Genomic DNA, 19,053 nt, shown 5'->3' with positions numbered 1-19,053 from the left:
GGCGGTCAGGGCACCCAGGAAATGGAAGCAAGGGACGAGCCGGAAGCTCGTCCCTTGCGATTGATGTTACGCCGGCTCAGTTGGTGAGCGCAAAAGTTTCCAGTTTGGCGGCATTGTCGCCGTTGATCAGGACGCAGTCCATCAACTGCTTTTCCTCGGCCGGAGACTTCTTGTTCTTGATGAAGTCGTTGGCCTGCTCGACTGCCATCTGCGCCTGCGCATAGGCCGGCTGCAGGACTGTGGCCTTGATGCCGCCTGAGGCGATCGAGTCGCGAACGTCGTTCGATCCGTCGAAGCCGACGACGATGACGTCCTTGCGTCCGGCGGCGGCAAGGGCGGCATAGGCGCCCATCGCCATCGTGTCGTTGCCGGAGATCACGCCTTTGATGTCAGGATTGGCCTGGAGGATCGATTCCATCTTGGAATAGGCCTCGGTCTGGCTCCAGTTGGCCGACTGCTGCGCCACCATCTTCAGATCCGGATAGTCGTCGATGACATCGTGGTAGCCCTTGGAGCGGATCCCGGCATTGGTGTCGGATTCCTTGCCGACCAGCTCGACGAAATTGCCCTTCTCGCCCATCAGCTTGACGAACTCCTGCGCGCCGAGCTGGGCGCCCTGGTAGTTGTTCGAGACGATCTGCGCGACGGCGACGCCGGTGGCGTTGATCTCGCGGTCGATCAGGAAGGACGGAACGCCGGCGTCCTTGGCTTTCTGCACGGCGGCGACGGTGGCGTCGGCGCCGGCATTGTCGAGGATGATTGCCTTGGCGCCGCGGCCGATCGCCGTGTCGATCAGCTCGGACTGCTTGTTGGCGTCGTCGTCATGGACGAGCACCAGCGCTTCGTAACCGAGTTCCTTGGCCTTGGCTTCAGCGCCGACGGCTTCGGCCTTGAAGAACGGATTGTCGTGCGAAGGCGTGATGATGGCAATGAGATCCGCCGCATAAGCGGGTGCGGCCGTGCCGAGTGCCAGCATGCCGGCAAAAGCCGCAAGCGTCATTCTGCGAGTGAGTTTCATGATTTCCTCCCGTTTTGAAAACTATGCCTTGATCAACCCAAGGCTGCTGTCTGCATGCAATTCATTTAGATGGCTCGGGCGCGGATAGACTGGGTTCAAAGCCGTTTGCCGGTTCATCTCAACGGAACGTCGCTCCCCAGCCATCCTCCACCCCAGGCCCGAATTTGCTTCGAAGCCTGATGGCCCTAGCCACCGTACAGCTAAGCCAACTGGTATAATGAGTCAATCACTAATTCAGATGACATGTGTCGGCACGCCCGCGACTTTCCTTCGCCCCTCGGGGAGAAGGAAAAGGTCATCTCAGGTAATCCGCTGAATGCTTGCCGCAATCTCTTCCGGCTCGAAGACCCGCTTCCAGTCGTCGCGCATCAAGACCGGCTTGCCGAACTCGATGGCCTTGTTGCAGGCGTCGGAGAACACGCCCTTGGTTTCACCGAAGATGACGGCGCCGAGCACGTTCATGTGGCCAAGCAGGAAGTCGAGCGCCGCCTGCTGGTCAACCCCGCGCGCGACGACCTCGTCGACCGCTTCCTTCATGACGACGAGCAGCGAGGCGCAGACAGTCTCCGAAAGGCCCGGCTCGAGCAGCGCCATCTGGTCGACCGTGACGCGATGCGACCGCATGACCGGAGCCCATATGATCTTGGCGATCGCTTCGCCCTTGGCGAAATCTTCCTCCGGCCCCTGCATCAGTGCGCTGACCATATGCTGCTTAGCCTTGACGCCGCCGAAATAGTCCTTCTTGGCCGCCATATCGGTCTCGTCGTTGAAGATCGGCGGATGGCAGGGATGGGTGACGAAATAGGTCAGGTCCGGCCGCTTCGGCAAATGGCCGGCGAAAGGTGCTGCGGCGTCGAGCACGACCACCATCGTGCCGGCAGCAAGCTTGCTCTCGATGCTGGCCGCGACCTTGCCGATATGGGTGTCGGGAACCGCCAGGATCACCACCTCGGCGCTATCAAGGGCTTCATCGGCGCTGACCGCGTCGATGCCCAGCCCCGTCTTTAGTCGCTCGCAGCCGGCATCGCTGACCTCTACATGGCGTATCGTATAGGGAGAGCCGCGAAAATTGGTCGACAGGCGGTAACCCATTTTGCCGCCGGCGCCAAACAGCGCAATCGTTGTCATCTAGCCGTACTCCTGATCTCCAACGATGGCCCTGCCGATCGTCATCTTAGTAGCTGGTATAATCACCCTACCATATTTTGGCAACCGGATAGGAATCGGATGCGGCCAGTTTCGGCCGGCCCCTTCCAGTGCCTTTGGTTGTTATCGCATCGATGGACGATCGCCTCGCCTTAGCCGGCTGCCGGCGAGGCGAGTATCAGGATGTCAGGCAGAATCGTCCGCCGTCAAAATGCCGGCTGTCAGAAAATGAGCTACTCTGGATGCACCCAAGCAGCGCCCCTGCCACGGATATGGGCAGCTGGCCTCGCTTATCCGCTGATGCCGCTTTTGAAAGTCAATGAAGCCGAATCAGCGTCCGGGAAACATTGCCTTCAAGCCTTCGCGCGAGGCCTTGGCGACACCGCGTTCCGTGATCAATCCGGTGACCAGTCGCGCCGGCGTCACGTCGAAGGCCGGGTTTGCCGCGGGCGTCGTCTCCGGCGAGATGCGGACCTGCGCAATCTCGCCACTCGCGGTCTTGCCCCAGACCAGCGAGACCTCGTCGCTGGAGCGCTGTTCGATCGGAATTTCGGCCAGCCCGTCGCCCACCGTCCAGTCGATCGTCGGCGAGGGCAGCGCGACATAGAACGGCACGTCATTGTCGGTCGCAGCCAGTGCCTTCAAATAGGTGCCGATCTTGTTGCAGACATCGCCGTCGGCGGTGGTGCGGTCGGTGCCGACGATGACCATGTCGATCTGGCCGCGCTGCATCAGATGGCCGCCGGCATTGTCGACGATGAGCGTATGCGGCACGCCGTGGCCGGCCATCTCCCATGCCGTCAGCTGGGCGCCCTGGTTGCGCGGGCGCGTTTCGTCGACATAGACGTGAACGGGAATACCCGCTTCAACAGCCAAATAGATCGGCGCAGTGGCGGTGCCGTAGTCGACGGTGGCCAGCCAGCCGGCGTTGCAGTGGGTCAGGATGTTGACCGGTTCCCCCGGCTGCTTGCGCGCCGCGATTTCCTTGATGATTTCAAGCCCATTGACACCGATGGCGCGGTTGAGGCCGACATCCTCGTCGGCGATTTCGCCGGCGCGCCGATAGGCGGCCTGGGCGCGTTGTTCGGCTGGCAGGGGTCGCAGGAAACCTCGCATCTCATCGAGCGCCCAGCGCAGATTGATCGCCGTCGGGCGTGTTTCGTGCAAGACCTCCCAAACGCCGTCGAGTGCTGCATCCGAAGGGTCGACGGCCATCTGCATGGCGACGCCATAGGCAGCGGTGACGCCGATCAGCGGTGCGCCGCGCACCCACATGTCGCGGATCGCGGTGGCGATGCCGGCAACGGTGCCGACTTTTTCCACGCGGAAATCATGCGGCAGCCAGCGCTGATCGATGATCTCCACCGAACGCCCGTCGTCGCTCAGCCAGATGGTGCGATAGTGGCGGTCGCCGACGTTCAAATTCCGTTCTCCTGTTCGATCAGCACGGCCAATTTGTTGACCTCGTCGATGCTGTGAATCTGGCGCCGGTTGACGGCGATGTGACGGCCGAACTTCAGCGCCTTCGCCTCACATGTGGCGCGCAGATCCTCGTCGGCAATGGTCTCGAAATCGGCGTTGTGCGCGAGGCCCAGGATGCGCCGGTGCACCTCGACGCCGGCAAAGCCCAGCATGTCGGTCCAGATCTGATGCAGCATGTGGTCGAGCGCCTGTTCAGCGCCGAGCCTGTCGCCCTGATCCTCGAACAGGCTCTTCTGGTAGAGCATGCCCGTGCGCTCGGTCCGCCACAGATGCGAGAACTCGGTGCGGAACACCGACCATGTCTCGACCGTGACGTCGAGCAGATAGGCGCGCATGGCGTCGCGCTTTCCATTTTGCTCGTGGCCACGCTGCGAGAAGAACGCCATCCAGAAATTGGCAAGCAGCATGCCGACATCGAACGCGATCGGGCCGTAAAAGGCGAATTCGGGATCGATCATCCGCGTTTCGGTGTCAGTGACCATGATCGACCCGGAATGCAGGTCGCCGTGCAGCAGCGTCTCGGCATTGGCCGCAAAGATGTGCTTCAGCCGCTGCGCCTCGACCTTGAGATCGCGGTCGGCGCGCAACTCGGCGACGATGCGGTCGAGTTGTGGGCTCGTATGCCGGTTCAACTTGGCATCGAAATAGGGATCGGAGAAAACCAGGTTCTCGGTGATGTCGCAAAGCTCGACATTGTCGGCGAACAGCGCCAGATCCGTCTTGCGGTCCTTGGTCACCATGCTGAGGTCGGAGCCACGAAACAACGTGCGGGCCATGAACAAGCCGATGTCTCTGGCGATGTTCGGCAGCTGTCGGCCCTCGATCAGCGCGCGCCGCAGGATGATGTGCGGCGACAGATATTCCATGATGATCAGCGCCTGGCCTTCGTCGAAGTGATGGATCGCCGGCACCGAACCGGGCGCTCTCGCCTGTTGTCGTGTCAGCGCATGATATTCGAAGAAGGAGCGCTTCAACGGCAGCGGCCAGCTGTCACCGACCAGGCGGACATAGGGCAGGGCCTGCTTGACGACGGCAGCACCCGTGGCGCCCTCGACGATAAAGACCAGGTTCAGATTGCCGTCGCCGACCTCGCGAACCTTCCAGCGGCTTGTATCCTTGCCGATATGCGAACACAGGGCCTCGTTGGCGCCGAGGCGTGCCGCCAATGTCTCGACCGACAGTGCTTCGAACGGCGATTTCCCAGTCATCCTCACCCTCCCGCTTATGCGCTCCCATCATACTGGAGCCATGTCGGTCGGGCCAAGCTAGGAAGCTCTCTGGCAATTGTCAATCGTGTTGACAATTGCCGGAACAGCCCCTAGCGTCATGGCCAGGGAGGAACGAATGGGCAATGATGCCGTGTTCCGCGTGGACGGTCTGAGGAAGTCCTTCGGCCATATCGAGGTGCTTGGCGGCGTCTCGCTCGATTTGCATGCCGGCGAAGTAACCGTGCTGATGGGCGCCAACGGCGCCGGCAAATCCACCCTGGTCAAGATCATCAGCGGCGTCTACGAGCGCGGCGGCGGCACGATGAGCCTCGCCGGCCAGGACTTCGCGCCCAAAACGCCAGCGGAGGCGATCCGCGTCGGCGTCGTCACAGTTCACCAGAACATCAATGACGGTGTCGTCGCCGACCTCGACGTTGCCACCAATCTGACGCTGGACAGGCTCAGCGGCAGCGGCGCGCCGACCCTGTTCAATCCGGGCCGGGTGCGTCGCGAGGCAAAGGCGGTCGCCGACCGCATGGGTCTGGCCATCGACCTGAAAGCCCGGATCAGCGATCTCTCACTGGCCGACCGCCAGATGGTGGCGATTGCCCGCGCCATGGCGCACCAGCCGAAAGTGCTGATCCTCGATGAACCGACCTCCTCTTTGTCCAGCGCCGAAGCCGATCGGCTTTTCGCGCTGCTCGACCGGCTTCGCGAGCACGGCGTCGCGATCCTCTACATCTCGCACCGCATGTCGGACATCAGGCGGCTTGCCGACCGTATCGTCTCGATGCGCGATGGCGTCATCTCAGGCGTTTTCGACCGCAAGCCGCTCGACTATGAAGGCGCGGTCAACGCCATGCTCGGCCGCAAGATCCACCTCGACCGGATCGTCGCCAGGAATTCGGCCAGGCCTGTCCTGACGATCGATGGGTTGCGGATTGCAGACGGTTCCAGGCCGATCTCGCTGACGCTCGGCGACGGCGAGGTCGTTGCCATCACCGGCCTCGTCGGCGTCGGCAAGACGGCGCTCGCTGAGACGCTGTTTGGCGTGCGCAAGCCGCTGTCCGGGACCATGGTGCTGAACGGGAAACCTTACGCACCGGGTTCGACGGGCGAGGCGATCGCCGCCGGCGTGTTTCTCGTCGCCAAGGACCGGGGCGAAAACGGCATCGTCGGCGACTTCAATATCCAGGAAAATATTAGTCTCCCGTTCCACAAGCGGATGTCGCGTCTCGGTGTACTCAAGCGCCGCATCGAGCGCGCCACCGCTCGCCGCCAGATCCAGGAGCTGGGCATCGTCTGCCGCTCGGAAAAGGACGAAATGTCCGCCCTTTCCGGCGGCAATCAGCAGAAGGTGATGGTCGCCCGCTGGATGTCGCAGGCCGCAAAACTGTTCATTTTGGACGAGCCTTTTCAGGGCGTCGACATTTCCGCCAGGCGCGATATTGCGGCCAAGCTGCGGGCGAGCGCGAACGGCCGTGCGACGCTGCTGTTCGTCACCGAACTCGACGAAGCGCTGGAGACCGCCGACCGCATCCTGGTGATGTCGGAGCAGACGATCGTCGGCGAACACCGCAACGCCGACATCGACCTCGACCGCCTGCTGGCCGAAGTGGCGGGCGGCCGTTGCACAGCGCAGCGTAAGGATCACGGACGATGAGAATTGGAATGGAGAAGGCATGAGTTCGGGTTTGGTAAAGACGGCACCAGCGCGCTGGAGCGCTGCATGATACTGCGTGACCATGCCATCCGTTATGGCTTCATCATTCTGCTGTTCGGGTTGATCGCCTATTTCGCCATCGCCGCCGGCGGTTTCGTCTCGCCGCAAAGTGCCGTCTTCATCTTCCAGTCGGTCGCCATTACCGGCGTGCTGGCGCTTGGCGTCACCGCCACTCTGGTCGTCGGCGGCTTCGACCTGTCGATCGGCTCGGTCGCCACCAGCGCCATGATGGCGGCAGCCTACGTCATGGTGGTGCTGGAGCAGAACGCCGTCGTCGCGGTTATCGCCTGTCTCGCGATCGGTGTCATCGTCGGCCTCATCAATGGCTGGCTGATCGTCTATATGCGCGTGCCGGACCTTCTGGCGACGCTCGGCATGATGTTCCTGCTCGTCGGCTTGCAGCGCATCCCGACCGAAGGCCGCTCGATCGCCACCGGCATGACGATGCCCGATGGCTCGGTGGCCAACGGCACGTTCAGCGCCGCTTTCCTGGCACTTGGCCGCCACCGTTTCGATTTCTTCATCCCCAACCTCATTCCCGTTTCAGTCGTCGTCCTGCTCGTGCTTGCAGTGCTGATCTGGTTCTTTCTCGAATACACCCGTTTCGGCCGCATGATGTACGCGGTCGGCAGCAACGAGCGGGCTGCCGAGCTCGCCGGCGCGCCTGTCAAGGCATACAAAATCTGGGCCTACGTTATTTCAGGAGTTTTTGCTTCGATCGGCGGCATTTTGCTCGCTGCCCGGCTTGGACGCGGTGACATCGCTTCGGGTAATAATCTCCTGCTCGACGCAGTCGCTGCGGCGCTCATCGGCTACGCGGTCCTCGGAGCCGCCAAGCCGAATGCCTTCGGCACGGCCGTCGGTGCGGTGTTTGTCGGCGTGCTGCTGCAGGGCCTGACGATGATGAATGCGCCCTACTACACGCAGGATTTCATCAAGGGCGTGGTTCTCGTGGTTGCCCTTGTCTTCACTTTCGCCCTTTCCGGCAGGGGCAAGAGGTAGGATTTCGACAGATAGGATTTCGACCGGCTGAAATTTGAGTTCAACAAGTGGAGGAAACAACATGAAGATCACAAAAAGACTTTTGGGGAAGGCAGCGCTTGGGCTTGCCGGCGCCGCGCTGCTGATGCAGGCCCCGGCGATGGCGCAGGACAAGCCGGCGCCGTTCGACAAGCCCGGCGCCGTCAAGATCGCGCTGGTCCGCTATCTCTCGACCGGCGACTTTTTCCAGGCCTATCTTTCCGGTGTCGAAGCGCAGGCCAAGGCGCTTGGCGTCGATCTTCGCGTCCTCGACAGCCGTCAGGATGCCGCCCTTCAGGCAGACATGGTCGACCAGGCCATTGCGCTTGGCGTTCAGGGCATCATCATCCAGCACGGCCTGACGGAATCGATGAAGGAAGCCGCCCAGCGCGCGGTCGACGCCGGCATCAAGGTCGTCGCTTTCGACGTCAATGTCGAAAACCCCAAAATCCCTCAGATCGAGCAGTCCGACCGCGACCTCGCGCGCCTCGCGCTCGAACAGGCGATCAAGGACAATGGCGAGAGCTGGAAGGCCGGCTACGTCTATGTCGCCGGCATCGCGCCGCTCGACCGCCGCAACGAGACCTGGGTCGATTTCAAGAAGAAATATGCGGGCATCAACGAGGCAGCGATGTTCGGCACGCTCGACAATCCGATCGCCAATTCCGTCGCCAACCAGGCTCGCTCGGTGCTGTCGGCCAACCCTGATATCAAGGTGATGTTCGCGCCCTATGATGAATTCGCCAAGGGCGTGAAGATCGCCGTCGACGAGGCCGGCCTGTCCCAGGACATCAAGATCTATTCGGCCGACATCTCGACCTCCGACATCGCCGCGATGCGCGAGCCCGACAGTGCCTGGGCAGCGACCGCGGCGACCAATCCGGCCGTCGTCGGCCAGGTCTCGGTGCGCGCGCTGGCACAGCTTTTGGCCGGCGAAGATCCCGGTCACAACGTCATCGTGCCGCCGACGCTGATCACCCAGAAGGAGCTGATCGACAAGGACATCAAGAACATGGAAGATCTCTCGGCCAAGCTGCCGCAGTTCGCCCATGCCGATGTCGCGATGCCGGCCTGGATGCCGAACCCGAACGCGAAATAGCTTTTTATCGCAGGCAAAAGAAAAGAGCGGCTTTCGGGCCGCTCTTTTTGCGTCTGGACTGTTCTTGAGCCTTACCTCAACGCCGCCGCGATGTTGCCGCCATCCACCGTCGTCACATCGGCGGTGGTTCGCTCGGCCAACGCATGATGCAGGAAGGCCTGGGCCACGTCTTCGGCCGTCACTTCCTGCCCAAGCAGGTTGCCCGCCATGTATTCCTTTTCCGACACGCCGCGCGCGCCCGAGCGGCTGGCGATCATGGCGTCGGTCAAAAGCCCGGAACGGATGCGGTCGGCGTTGACGGCATTGGAGCGGATGCCATGGGCGCCATAGTCGAGAGCATACTGCCGCGATAGGAACAGCGTCGCCGCCTTGGGGATGCCATAGGCGCCGAACTTCGGACCCGGATTGATTGCCTGCTTGGAGGTGTTGAACAGGAGCACGCCGCCGGTGCCCTGTTCGAGCATGATGCGCACGGCGTTCTGGGCCGCCGACTGATGGGCGAAGAAATTGAGCTCGAAGCTCTTGCGCAAGATGGCATCGTCGAGTTCGCCGATCCTGCCTTCCCAGGCAGCACCCGCATTCGAGACGAGAATGTCGAGGCCGCCGAAGACGGCGACCGCCTTGTCGAACGCAGCGCGCATCTGCGCCGGATCGGTGATGTCGGCGCCGATGCCGATCGAACTGTTGCCAGCCTTTTTTGCTGCCTCGGCAGCCCTTGACGCGTCGAGATCGACAACGACGGCATGGGCGCCATTATCGGCGAACAGCCTTGCGGTGGCGGCGCCAATTGCGCCCGCGCCGCCGGTGACCAGCACTACCTGGCCGGTTAGCGGCTTCGGCTTGTTGGAAGCGAGCTTGGCCTGTTCCAGCGACCAGTATTCGAGCGGGAACAGGTCGGCTTTGGACAGTGGACGGAAATCGCCGACCGCTTCGGCTCCGCGTACCGCCTCGATCCACATCTCACCGACGTCGGACGCGATCTTCGCATCCTTCAGCGTGCGGCCATGACCGAACATGCCGAGGCCCGGCACCAGTGTCAGGCGCGGCATCTGGTCGAGCATCGTACGCTTCACATCATCGAGCGCGTCGTTGGTTTCGAAGTAGGCGCGATAGTCCTCGGCGAATTTTTCGACATGCTGGCGGATGGCGGATTTGTAGTCGCCGATCTTGTCCGCGTCGGGTGCCGGCAGCGCCATCGGTCCGGTCTTGATGCGGATCGACAGGTCGGGTGTCGATACGCCGCGCCCGGCATAGTCGGCAATCCTGGCCGAATTGATGAAATCGACGATCGCGTCCGAGGTGCGGAAGTCGCTGATCATGCGATCGAAGCGGCCTTCGCCGCGCGCTACGGCCACCGCGCCGCGCAGCATCGGCGCAATGTCCGCGGGCTTGGCCAGCCTGGCTGGCAAGGCCGATTTTTCGGCAGGCGGCTTGCCATTCCTGGCGATGAAATCCTCGGCGACATTCACATAGTGGATCATCCGGTCGTAGGCCTGTTTGGCATCGTCGCCGAAGGTGAAAATGCCATGCTTGTCGAGGATCAGGCCTTCGACCGTCGGGTCGGCGTCGAAGACATCGGCAGCCGCCTTCGCCAGGTCGAAGCCCGGCATGATATAGGGCACGTAACCCATCTTGCTGCCGAAGACCTTCTTGCTCAACGCCTTGCTGTCGTCCTGGTCGACGATAGCCAGAATGGCGGTCGAGTGCGTATGGTCGACGAATTTGTGCGGCAGGAAGGCGTGCAGCAGCGTCTCGACCGAAGGGTTCGGCGAAGACGGATCGATGAGGTTCGCCCGCTGCAGCGCGACCATGTCTTCGTCGGAGAGCTTTTTGAGCGACCGCGCCTTGAGCAGGGCGCCAAGCTTGACCGCCGGCAGGCCCTGCGGCTCGATCACGCCCATGTCCCAGCCGCTGCCCTTGACGCAAAGCACGTCCCATTCGTCGCCGACGAGGTCGGTGGCCTTTGTCTTGCAGGAGGTGTTGCCGCCGCCATGCAGGACAAGCCGCGGTTCGCCGCCCAGAAGCCGCGTCGTGTAGACGCGCAGCGCCAGGTCGCGGGCCACACCCTTCTTTGCATAGTCGGCAACCAGCTTCTCCGCGTCGCCGTCATTCCATAGGTTCTTCATGTTCGCTTCGTCCGATTTCTCTTTTTGTTGTGAACAGGAACGCCGCGACGCTTTGATGACAATGCGCCCGCGGCGGGGTTTTGCGTATCTAGGCGACCTTTTCCGCTGCCGGTCCGGCATGGTCGAGCAGCCGTCGCGCCATCCGTGCGCCGACCACCAGATGCGTGCACAGCCCACCCGCTATCGCCGCCATCAGCGGTCCGAACTTGCTGTCCTCCTGCACCACCACGAGGCGCTTTTCAATCTTGCGCAGCGATGACAGCTCTGCCGAAATGACCCGCCGGTTGTAGCTGCAGTCGAGCGCCTTGCCTTGCGCGTCGATGATCTGTCCGGCGATGACGCCGGCAGCGCCGGCACGGCGCAGCACGTCCATTTCGCTGGCAGTCAGCGCGCCGCATTTGACGACATGGCTGTCGGCATCGACTGTGCCGACCGAGTACAGCGCGAGGTCGCATTCGCTAATGCCCGACAATTGCTCGCGGATCACCGGCTCGGCGCGTAGGCCGCGCGCCAGTTCTTCCGTGGTCAGCACCAGCGGCGCATAGAAGTTGAGCCCCTGGGCATTGAGCCGGCGCGCGATTTCCATGGTGCATTGGTCGGGCCGGTAGGAATAGGGGGCTCCGAGATTGCCGCAGAGTTGCACCACCGTGACATCCTGCAGATCGGCATAGGACATGATGTCGGCGATCGTATAAACGGTCCGACCCCAGGCGACGCCGATGCGGTCGCCCTTCTTGACCAGTTCGAGAAAGACGCTCGCTGCCAGCACAGCAATGTCGGTCGAAGGATCGGCGACATGGCCGTTTTCCGGTGCGATCCAGACGGCGTCGAGCTTCAACGCGTCTTCAAGCTTGCGTGCCAGGACGTCGTCGGTGAAAAGCTGGGTCGAGGTCGAGATGTTGACGATGCCGGTTTCGCGCGCCTTGCGCAGATACATGGCGACCGAGGCTCGGGAAATCTTGAGCTGGCTGGCCACCTGGTCCTGGCGCAGGCCGTGAGCATAATAGAGCCACGCGGCCTTGTGAATAAGCTGTTCTGCCGGTCGGATCGCCATGCCATCTCCTCGCTGACATTATTCACGGCTCTCGACAAAAGTCAAATTGAGTAAGGGAGTTGATCACTTTTTCACGTGTTAACCAAGGAAGGTCGGGAACTCCGTTCATGTAGCGATGTCAGCAATTGCGCATTTATTGTTATTACAGTACCGTTTTTACCAAACAGGAGGTTCGAGAATGAACGTATCATTGGGAGACCGCTGGGAGACCTTTGTGTCCAACATTGTGAAGCGTGGCCGCTACGGCTCTGCCAGCGAAGTCGTGCGCGAGGGCCTGCGCCTGGTCGAGGAACGCGAGGAAAAGCTGAAGGCGCTGCGTGCCATGCTGGACAAATCGTTTGCTGACGACGGCGAAGCGACCGAGCAGGATATTGACGCGGCCATGGAAGCCAAGGCTAAGCAGCTCGCAAAGGAAGGCTTCTAGGCGTGCCACGGCTGCGCATGTTGCCGTCGGTGCAGACAGATTTGATCGATATCTTTGAATACATCACTCGCGAAAGCGGCAGCCTGGTGCTTGGCCGGCGTTTTGTGGATGCTCTGCGCCAGAAATGCCGTAATCTGGCGAGCTTGCAGGCAACGATCGATCGTGTGCGTCCCGATCTCCGACCGGACGTCCGGAGTTTCGCTTTCCGGGGATACGTTATTTTCTTCCGCTATAATGGAGATTGCTTCGAGGTGGCGAACATCGTTGAAGGGCACCGGGACATCGATGCTTTATGGTCAGAGGGTGAAGGCGGGCAGAGGCGTCAGGAGTAGTTGAAGCGGCCTTGCTCGCCAGCGTCCCGAGGCTAGAAGCGTTCGATAAACATGGGGAGGACGGGATGGGCAATCCCTACGAACAGGATCTCGACAAGAATCCGGCCAACCACCAGCCACTGACGCCGCTCAGCTATCTGGAGCGCGCGGCAAAGACCTTTCCCGACCATGTCGCCATCATCCATGGCCACCAGCGCACGACCTATCGCGATTTCTGGCGGCGGTCGCTGAAGCTTGCCTCGGCGCTCTCCAAGCGCGGCATCGGCAAGGGCGACACCGTCACCGTCATGCTGTCCAACACGCCGGCGATGCTGGAAGCGCATTTCGGCGTGCCGATGACCAAGGCGGTGCTGCATTCGCTCAATACCCGCCTTGATGCCGCAGTCATCGCCTTTCAGCTCGACCACGCCGAAACCAAGGTGCTGATCGTCGATCGCGAATTCGCAAATGTCGTCAGCGAGGCGCTGGCGCTGGCCAAGGTAAAACCGCTGGTCGTCGACTATGACGATCCCGAATACGCCACTGACGCCCCCTATCCCAAGGGCAAGCGGATCGGCACGCTCGACTACGAGGACTTTGTCGCGGGCGGCGACGAGGATTTCGCCTGGTCGATGCCCGACGACGAATGGGATGCTATTGCGCTCAACTACACGTCCGGCACGACAGGCAATCCGAAGGGCGTCGTCTATCACCATCGCGGTGCAGCACTGATGGCCTACGCCAACACCATCCATGCCGGCATGGGCAAGCATGCGGTGTATCTGTGGACGCTGCCGATGTTCCACTGCAATGGCTGGTGCTTTCCATGGACGCTGGCCGTGCAGGCCGGCACCCATGTCTGCCTGCGCTGGGTGCGGCCGAAGCCGATCTACGACGCCATCGCCGATCACTGCGTCACTCATCTGTGCGGCGCGCCGGTCGTCATGTCGGTGCTGATCAATGCTGGGGAGGAGGACAAGCGGCAATTTCCGCAGACGGTCACCTTCAGCACGGCCGCGGCTCCGCCGCCGGAAGCGGTGCTGTCGGGCATGGCTGATGCGGGCTTTGCGGTCATCCACCTCTATGGGCTGACCGAGACCTATGGCCCGGCTGTCGTCAACGAATGGCATGGCGAGTGGGACGGGCTCGAAAAGGGTCTCAGGGCGGCGAGGAAGGCCAGGCAAGGCGTGCGCTATGCCGCGCTCGAAGGTCTGACGGTGATGGACCCCGAGACGATGGAAGAGACGCCGGCCGACGGCGAGACGATCGGCGAGGTCATGTTCCGCGGCAACATCGTTATGAAGGGCTATCTGAAGAACCGCAAGGCGAGCGACGAGGCCTTCGCCGGCGGTTGGTTCCACTCGGGCGACCTCGGTGTCATGCATCCCGACGGCTACATCCAGCTCAAGGACCGTTCCAAGGACATCATCATTTCCGGCGGCGAGAACATCTCCTCGATCGAGGTCGAGGAGGCGCTCTACAAGCATCCTGCCGTCGCCTCCTGCGGAGTCGTCGCCAGGCCCGACGACAAATGGGGCGAAGTGCCGGTCGCCTATGTCGAGCTGAAGCCGGGCAAGATGGCGACCGGGGCCGAGATCATCGATCACTGCCGCGCGCTGCTCGCCCGCTTCAAGGTCCCGAAGGCGGTGATCTTCGCCGAAATCCCGAAGACCTCGACCGGCAAGATCCAGAAGTTCCGGCTGAGGGAGATGGCGAAGGGAGCCTAGCCACGCGAAGAGCAAAAAACACCACTCAGTGTCGGATCGAGTGCCTCCCGATCGTCCTCGATACAGAACCAACTCGACGGAAGAGGATCTGGCAGGAGGAGAATTCTAATGGAGAACACGCAGCGTGACGCCGAGGCACACATCCGGGCGCTAATCGAGCGTTGGGCGAACGCCGTGCAACAGCAAGATCTAGAGACAATCATTGCGGATCACGCGACGGACTTTCTGATGTTCGATGTCCCACCCCCGAACGAACTCAGTGGAATTGAGGCCTACCGGGATAGTTGGGGTCCGTTCTTCGAGCACTTCAAGCAAGGCGGCGTTTTCGCGATCGAGCGGCTGGATGTCACGGCGGGAGACCGGGTCGCTTTTGCGACCGCATTGCTGCGGTGCGGCACCATGGAAGAGCTTGAAAGGGACCCGGCAACCCGCCTCCGGCTTACCGTCGGACTGCGGAAGGAAGGTGACCTTTGGATCATCGCTCACGAGCATCACTCATACCCTTACAAGCCGGACTGACAGCGCATCGGGTAATCGAGCGACCGTGACAGCGGCGGCGATTGGCCAGCCGCTAGGGGCAAGGGATAAATTTACGGCGCGGGCGGTGCAATTGGCAGTTGGAGAAGGAAACTCATGCCGGTTCTCAGAACATCAGAGCCTGAAGGTCAAGACGAGACCCTTTCTCGGCCATGGGCGCGAAACGCCGCCGCGGTCAGGAAAGCCGGGCGGGTCGTCGCCCTGATCGGGGTCATACTGCCGCTTCTCATGATCGGCGGGATGAAGTTCACGGCTGTTGAGATCGAGGCGTTGAGGCCGCTGATCGGCGGCACGCCTTGGCTCGCCTGGATGTATCCGGTATTTGGCGAAGCCGGTGCTTCTTACGTGCTTGGCGTCGTCGAGATCGCGACCGCGCTTCTCCTGATCGCCTCCCCCTGGTCGGCGCGCGCCGGTGTGGTTGGCGGCGCATTGGCCGCCCTGATTTTCCTGGTTACCTGTTCGATCATGGTTGCCCTGCCGATCTGGGAGCCTACGCTGGGCTTTCCCGCGCTCGGTCCCGCCGGTCAGTTCCTGATCAAGGACATTGCGCTGCTCGGCATCGCGCTTGTCATACTGGGCGAAAGCCTGAACAGACTAAACAGATCGGCGACCTAAGCGAATCCAGTCGAAGACTAGCGGCAAACCATGTCATCCGCACAGCCGCCAAGTGGCCGGGCTCCACCTGCTGCGACCTTGTGGGACGGGCATAAATTCGCTGCCTGCGGCACCGGATCTGCAATCTTCGCTAGATCGAAAACGCCCCGCTCGCCACCACAATGCCGCGCCCAGAAATGCTCACCGAGCCGGCATCTACACCTACCTCGATGATACTGGTACGTCCGAGCGCCGTGCCTTGCTCGATCTTGATTACGCCGGGTAGTGCAAGACCGTGGGCAACGAGATGGGCGGCGAGCGGACCAGCCGCCGTACCGGTTGCCGGATCCTCAGAAATGCCAACAGTCGGATTGAAAAAGCGTGCATACGCCGTGGCTTCGGGCTGTAGTGGATCGAGCGAGAAGACATAGCAGCCTTCCCCGCCGACCTCGTTGAGCAGGTCGAAGAGCTGTTTAGCATCAGGCGAAATCCGGTCGACGGCTTCGCGATCGCGGATTGGCACCATGAGATGGGCAGCACCAGTCGAGACCACCTGACAAGGCACGATATCGGCCGCCATATCTTCGGTTTTAAGGCCGAGTGCGGTGGCAAGAGCGCCAAGGTTTGAGAGCTGCCGGCCGGCCACTGGGGCTTCTTGCTGCATAATGATCTTTTCGAGCCGCCCCTGGCTTTGCCAGATCGCCAATGGATATACCAAGTCGCCGATCTGTTGGTGAAACCATGTTGGGCCATCGCCCAGATCGAGCCGTCCCGCTGCAGCGAGCCACCACCAGGCCCCTAACGTATTGTGGCCGCCTGCGCCGAAAACCTCAACGCCTTTCGGCGTGAAAGAGCGCAACCTCCAGTCGGCGTCCGGTCGGGTCGCCGGCAGGACAAAGGTGGTCTCCGACTGGTTGAACTCACGTGCAATGCTCTGCATGAGCTCGAGTGCCAACTCGGCACCGCCGTCGACCACCGCAAGTGAATTGCCCGTCAGCGGCTCTACCGCGAAGACATCGACGAAATGAAATGCGATTGTTCTGCTCATGTTTTCCTCCGACGACCGCAATTGGGCTAGCGAAGATGCGAGAGCACGTTGAGCAGCTTGCCGGTCGGGTCGGCAATGAAGAAACGTCTTACGCTCCACGGTTCGTCGGTCAAATCATAGACCACTCTGCAACCGATCTCTTTTGCGCGAAGATACACCTCGTCCACATTGTCGACCTCGATCGACAGATCGGGCACGGGGGTGCCTGAGCCGCCCTCGCTGGCGATGCTGATCTGAGGGATGGTTGTTTCGCGGGAGGCCAGCGTGACGAGCCACCCGTGATCCATGACGGCATCGAGCCCGAACAGGTCGGAATAGAACTTCCGAACATCCGGAATGCTGTCTGTTGCGATATTCGTGACGATGCGCAGTACGGTCATCCCATGATCTCCTTTTCGCGGCATCGGATGACGATGCATAGCTACGCGGGGTCAGCATAGATGGCGAGGGGCCTGTGCATCGCCCGCAGCAGGCTTCATTAACGCTGTTCCCGCTGAGTGGTGTCAACAGATGTCACCAGTCGCCCAAGACGGATAATGTCACGTGTTGACATCCGGTTGATTTCGAATTACGAGTGACGAAATTCAAAATTCGTCATTCGTAATGAGCTGATGAAACAAGATGTATGATTCTCTCGATACGACGGCTGACCTGGTCCGACAGGAGAATGTCGCGCGCATCCTCGATTGCGCAGAGCGACTGTTCCGCCACTACGGCTACGGCAAGACCAATGTCGCCGACATAGCGCGTGAACTCGGCATGTCGACGGCCAATATCTACCGCTTCTTCGCCTCCAAGGTGGAGATTCACCAGGCCGTTTGCGGCCGCATGCTCGCTACCTGCTACCAACTGACCTACGACGCCTGTCATGGGCCCGGAACCGCCAGCGAAAAGCTTCGCCGCTACGCGCAAACGCATTATCAGTGGACCCGCGACACCATGCTCGACCAGGAGAAGGTGCACGAAATGGTCGTCGTTGCCATCGAACGCGATTGGCATGTCATCGAGAAGCATATCGACAGGATCCGTAGCTTGGTGGCGGAGGTCATCAGCGAGGGAATCGCAACCGGCGAGTTTGCCGACCAGGACCCGGAAGTCGCTTCGCGGTGCTTCGGCGCCGCTATCATCACCCTCTGTCACCCGCAGATGGTCGCCCAGTGCCTTGCCAAAGAGAACCGGGCAATGCCGGATGACCTTATCGAGTTTGCGATCAGGGCCTTGAAGAAATGACCGGCGGCGTCCGTCGGTCCTCGACAATTCATCTTCAGTTCGGGAGTACGCAAGTGCCTTTGTCCAAATCCATCATGAACAGGCTGTCGGCCATTGGTCCGGCTCTGCTCGTCGTCGCGGCGCTCGGGCTCGCCGGCTGCTCGCAAGAAAAAGTGGAAGTCAAGGACATTGTCCGGCCGGTCAAGGTAGTCGAGATTGCCAAGGCCAACGATACCCGTGAGCTTTCCTATTCCGGATCGGTGCGCGCCCGCACCGAGATGAATCTCGGGTTCCGCATCAACGGCAAGATCACCGAGCGCCTGGTCGACATCGGCCAGCGAGTGAAGCCGGGCGATGTTCTGGCCCGCATCGATCCCGCCGACTACGACCTTTCGGTCAACAGTGCCGAGGCCAGCCTCGAGGCCGCCGAGCGGCAGGTCGAGACAACAGGCCTTGCCCGTCGTCGTGCCGAACAGTTGTTTGCCAAGAACTTCGCGTCGAAATCGCAGCTCGAACAGGCAACGCTCAGCTACGACCAGGCGGTCGCCACCCGGAATTCCGCCCGCTCAACGCTTGACCAGGCGAAAAACCAGGTCCTCTACACCGACCTCAAGGCGGACAGGAACGGCATCGTCACATCAGTCGCCGCCGATGTCGGTCAGGTGGTCGGCTCCGGCACACCGGTTGTGACTGTTGCCGTCGATGGCGAAAAGGAAGTGCTGATCGCCGTTCCGGAAATGGATATCGCCCAGTTCAAGCCGGGCAAGGACGTCAAGGCAGGTTTCTGGTCCGACGATGCGCTGACGCTCGACGGCAAGGTCCGCGAAGTCGCCGGCAGCGCCGATCAGCAGTCGCGTACCTTTGCCGTCCGCGTCAGCCTGCCCAATGATCCGCGCGTGCTTCTCGGCATGACCGCGAACATCGAGGCTTCGGCGGCCAACAACAGCCCGCAAAGCGTATCGATCCCGTTGAGCGCGCTGGCGCAAAAGGATGGCCAGCAGATCGTCTGGACCGTGGACCGCAACGGCGAGACCGTCCATGCGCGTCCGGTCAAGGTCGCCGAGTTCACCGCCGACGGCGTGCATGTTGCCGAAGGATTGAGACCCGGCGATGTGGTCGTTGCGGCGGGCACACAATTCATGGCCGAGAATCTGAAGGTCAAGCTGACCGGAGATACGGTGCAACAGTCCGCATCTGCGGACGATGATGGCGACGCCGCCAAGCGCGTGCGCTGACGGCCAAGAATAAAACGGCTTTTCCTCGCATCGGCGCAAGCCGCGAGGTCAAGCGGTTCATGGTTTCCGGGCGGCAGGTGCCCGACTGTCGA

The 19,053-nt window shown here is 61.5% G+C and carries 18 protein-coding genes; 10 read left to right on the top strand and 8 right to left on the bottom strand.

Annotation, left to right across the window (positions count from 1 at the left end; all coding sequences use genetic code 11):
- Nucleotides 1-76 precede the first annotated feature (76 nt).
- From EJ075_RS03525 to mtnK, 4 genes are all read right to left on the bottom strand, one after another.
- Nucleotides 77-1,018 (bottom strand): D-ribose ABC transporter substrate-binding protein, encoded by a 942-nt coding sequence (locus EJ075_RS03525; protein ID WP_095483864.1) that lies wholly within the window; start codon nucleotides 1,016-1,018, stop codon nucleotides 77-79.
- A 300-nt stretch (nucleotides 1,019-1,318) separates the two neighbouring features.
- Complete coding sequence (locus EJ075_RS03520; RefSeq protein ID WP_126103378.1) at nucleotides 1,319-2,146, bottom strand: phosphogluconate dehydrogenase C-terminal domain-containing protein; 828 nt, start codon at nucleotides 2,144-2,146, stop codon at nucleotides 1,319-1,321.
- A 348-nt stretch (nucleotides 2,147-2,494) separates the two neighbouring features.
- On the bottom strand, nucleotides 2,495-3,586 hold the full coding sequence (gene mtnA, locus EJ075_RS03515) for an S-methyl-5-thioribose-1-phosphate isomerase (protein ID WP_126103377.1): 1,092 nt from the start codon (nucleotides 3,584-3,586) through the stop codon (nucleotides 2,495-2,497).
- Nucleotides 3,583-4,854 (bottom strand): S-methyl-5-thioribose kinase, encoded by a 1,272-nt coding sequence (gene mtnK, locus EJ075_RS03510; RefSeq protein ID WP_126103376.1) that lies wholly within the window; start codon nucleotides 4,852-4,854, stop codon nucleotides 3,583-3,585. Before mtnK ends, mtnA begins: the two co-directional genes overlap by 4 nt.
- A 136-nt stretch (nucleotides 4,855-4,990) precedes the next feature.
- Between mtnK and EJ075_RS03505 the strand changes: the two genes are divergently transcribed.
- The 3 genes from EJ075_RS03505 to EJ075_RS03495 all read left to right on the top strand — a co-directional run bounded on the left by EJ075_RS03505 (nucleotide 4,991) and on the right by EJ075_RS03495 (nucleotide 8,696).
- Nucleotides 4,991-6,517 (top strand): sugar ABC transporter ATP-binding protein, encoded by a 1,527-nt coding sequence (locus EJ075_RS03505; RefSeq protein WP_126103375.1) that lies wholly within the window; start codon nucleotides 4,991-4,993, stop codon nucleotides 6,515-6,517.
- A 66-nt stretch (nucleotides 6,518-6,583) separates the two neighbouring features.
- Nucleotides 6,584-7,579, top strand: a complete 996-nt coding sequence (locus tag EJ075_RS03500; RefSeq protein WP_126103374.1) for an ABC transporter permease — start codon at nucleotides 6,584-6,586, stop codon at nucleotides 7,577-7,579.
- Nucleotides 7,580-7,640: 61 nt separating this feature from the next.
- Nucleotides 7,641-8,696 (top strand): substrate-binding domain-containing protein, encoded by a 1,056-nt coding sequence (locus tag EJ075_RS03495; RefSeq protein ID WP_126103373.1) that lies wholly within the window; start codon nucleotides 7,641-7,643, stop codon nucleotides 8,694-8,696.
- Between the two features lie 71 nt (nucleotides 8,697-8,767).
- Here EJ075_RS03495 and EJ075_RS03490 read toward each other — a convergent pair whose 3' ends face one another.
- Both EJ075_RS03490 and EJ075_RS03485 read right to left on the bottom strand, forming a co-directional pair.
- Nucleotides 8,768-10,822 carry a bifunctional aldolase/short-chain dehydrogenase gene (locus tag EJ075_RS03490; RefSeq protein ID WP_126103372.1) on the bottom strand — a complete coding sequence of 685 codons (2,055 nt, stop codon included), beginning with the start codon at nucleotides 10,820-10,822 and terminating at the stop codon, nucleotides 8,768-8,770.
- An 88-nt stretch (nucleotides 10,823-10,910) separates the two neighbouring features.
- Nucleotides 10,911-11,876, bottom strand: coding sequence for a sugar-binding transcriptional regulator (locus EJ075_RS03485; RefSeq protein WP_126103371.1), 966 nt, complete (start codon nucleotides 11,874-11,876; stop codon nucleotides 10,911-10,913).
- A gap of 178 nt (nucleotides 11,877-12,054) precedes the next feature.
- On the opposite strand from EJ075_RS03485, the gene EJ075_RS03480 reads away from it, so the two are divergent.
- The 5 genes from EJ075_RS03480 (at nucleotide 12,055) to EJ075_RS03460 (ending at nucleotide 15,490) form a co-directional block, all read left to right on the top strand.
- Nucleotides 12,055-12,300 carry a type II toxin-antitoxin system ParD family antitoxin gene (locus EJ075_RS03480; RefSeq protein WP_126103370.1) on the top strand — a complete coding sequence of 82 codons (246 nt, stop codon included), beginning with the start codon at nucleotides 12,055-12,057 and terminating at the stop codon, nucleotides 12,298-12,300.
- 2 nt (nucleotides 12,301-12,302) lie between these two features.
- Nucleotides 12,303-12,632, top strand: coding sequence for a type II toxin-antitoxin system RelE/ParE family toxin (locus EJ075_RS03475; RefSeq protein ID WP_126103369.1), 330 nt, complete (start codon nucleotides 12,303-12,305; stop codon nucleotides 12,630-12,632).
- Nucleotides 12,633-12,697: 65 nt separating this feature from the next.
- Entirely contained in the window at nucleotides 12,698-14,338 is a 1,641-nt protein-coding gene (locus EJ075_RS03470; RefSeq protein WP_126103368.1) for an acyl-CoA synthetase, read from the top strand.
- A 108-nt stretch (nucleotides 14,339-14,446) separates the two neighbouring features.
- On the top strand, nucleotides 14,447-14,857 hold the full coding sequence (locus EJ075_RS03465; protein WP_126103367.1) for a nuclear transport factor 2 family protein: 411 nt from the start codon (nucleotides 14,447-14,449) through the stop codon (nucleotides 14,855-14,857).
- 114 nt (nucleotides 14,858-14,971) lie between these two features.
- Nucleotides 14,972-15,490: a DUF417 family protein gene (locus tag EJ075_RS03460; RefSeq protein ID WP_126103366.1), complete on the top strand. Its 519-nt coding sequence runs from the start codon at nucleotides 14,972-14,974 to the stop codon at nucleotides 15,488-15,490.
- Nucleotides 15,491-15,620: 130 nt separating this feature from the next.
- Here EJ075_RS03460 and EJ075_RS03455 read toward each other — a convergent pair whose 3' ends face one another.
- Nucleotides 15,621-16,517, bottom strand: a complete 897-nt coding sequence (locus EJ075_RS03455) for a PhzF family phenazine biosynthesis protein (RefSeq protein WP_126103365.1) — start codon at nucleotides 16,515-16,517, stop codon at nucleotides 15,621-15,623.
- A gap of 26 nt (nucleotides 16,518-16,543) precedes the next feature.
- The gene (locus EJ075_RS03450) at nucleotides 16,544-16,897 is read right to left on the bottom strand and encodes a VOC family protein (protein ID WP_126103364.1); all 354 of its coding nucleotides are present in this window, start codon (nucleotides 16,895-16,897) and stop codon (nucleotides 16,544-16,546) included.
- 241 nt (nucleotides 16,898-17,138) lie between these two features.
- On the opposite strand from EJ075_RS03450, the gene EJ075_RS03445 reads away from it, so the two are divergent.
- Together EJ075_RS03445 and EJ075_RS03440 are read left to right on the top strand one after the other, a co-directional pair.
- Nucleotides 17,139-17,747 (top strand): TetR family transcriptional regulator, encoded by a 609-nt coding sequence (locus EJ075_RS03445; RefSeq protein ID WP_126103363.1) that lies wholly within the window; start codon nucleotides 17,139-17,141, stop codon nucleotides 17,745-17,747.
- A gap of 53 nt (nucleotides 17,748-17,800) precedes the next feature.
- Nucleotides 17,801-18,961: an efflux RND transporter periplasmic adaptor subunit gene (locus EJ075_RS03440; RefSeq protein WP_164547031.1), complete on the top strand. Its 1,161-nt coding sequence runs from the start codon at nucleotides 17,801-17,803 to the stop codon at nucleotides 18,959-18,961.
- Nucleotides 18,962-19,053: the final 92 nt, after the last annotated feature.

Source organism: Mesorhizobium sp. M6A.T.Cr.TU.016.01.1.1 (assembly GCF_003952585.1).
GTDB lineage: Bacteria > Pseudomonadota > Alphaproteobacteria > Rhizobiales > Rhizobiaceae > Mesorhizobium > Mesorhizobium mediterraneum.
This window is presented reverse-complemented; position numbering and strand designations above follow the sequence as displayed.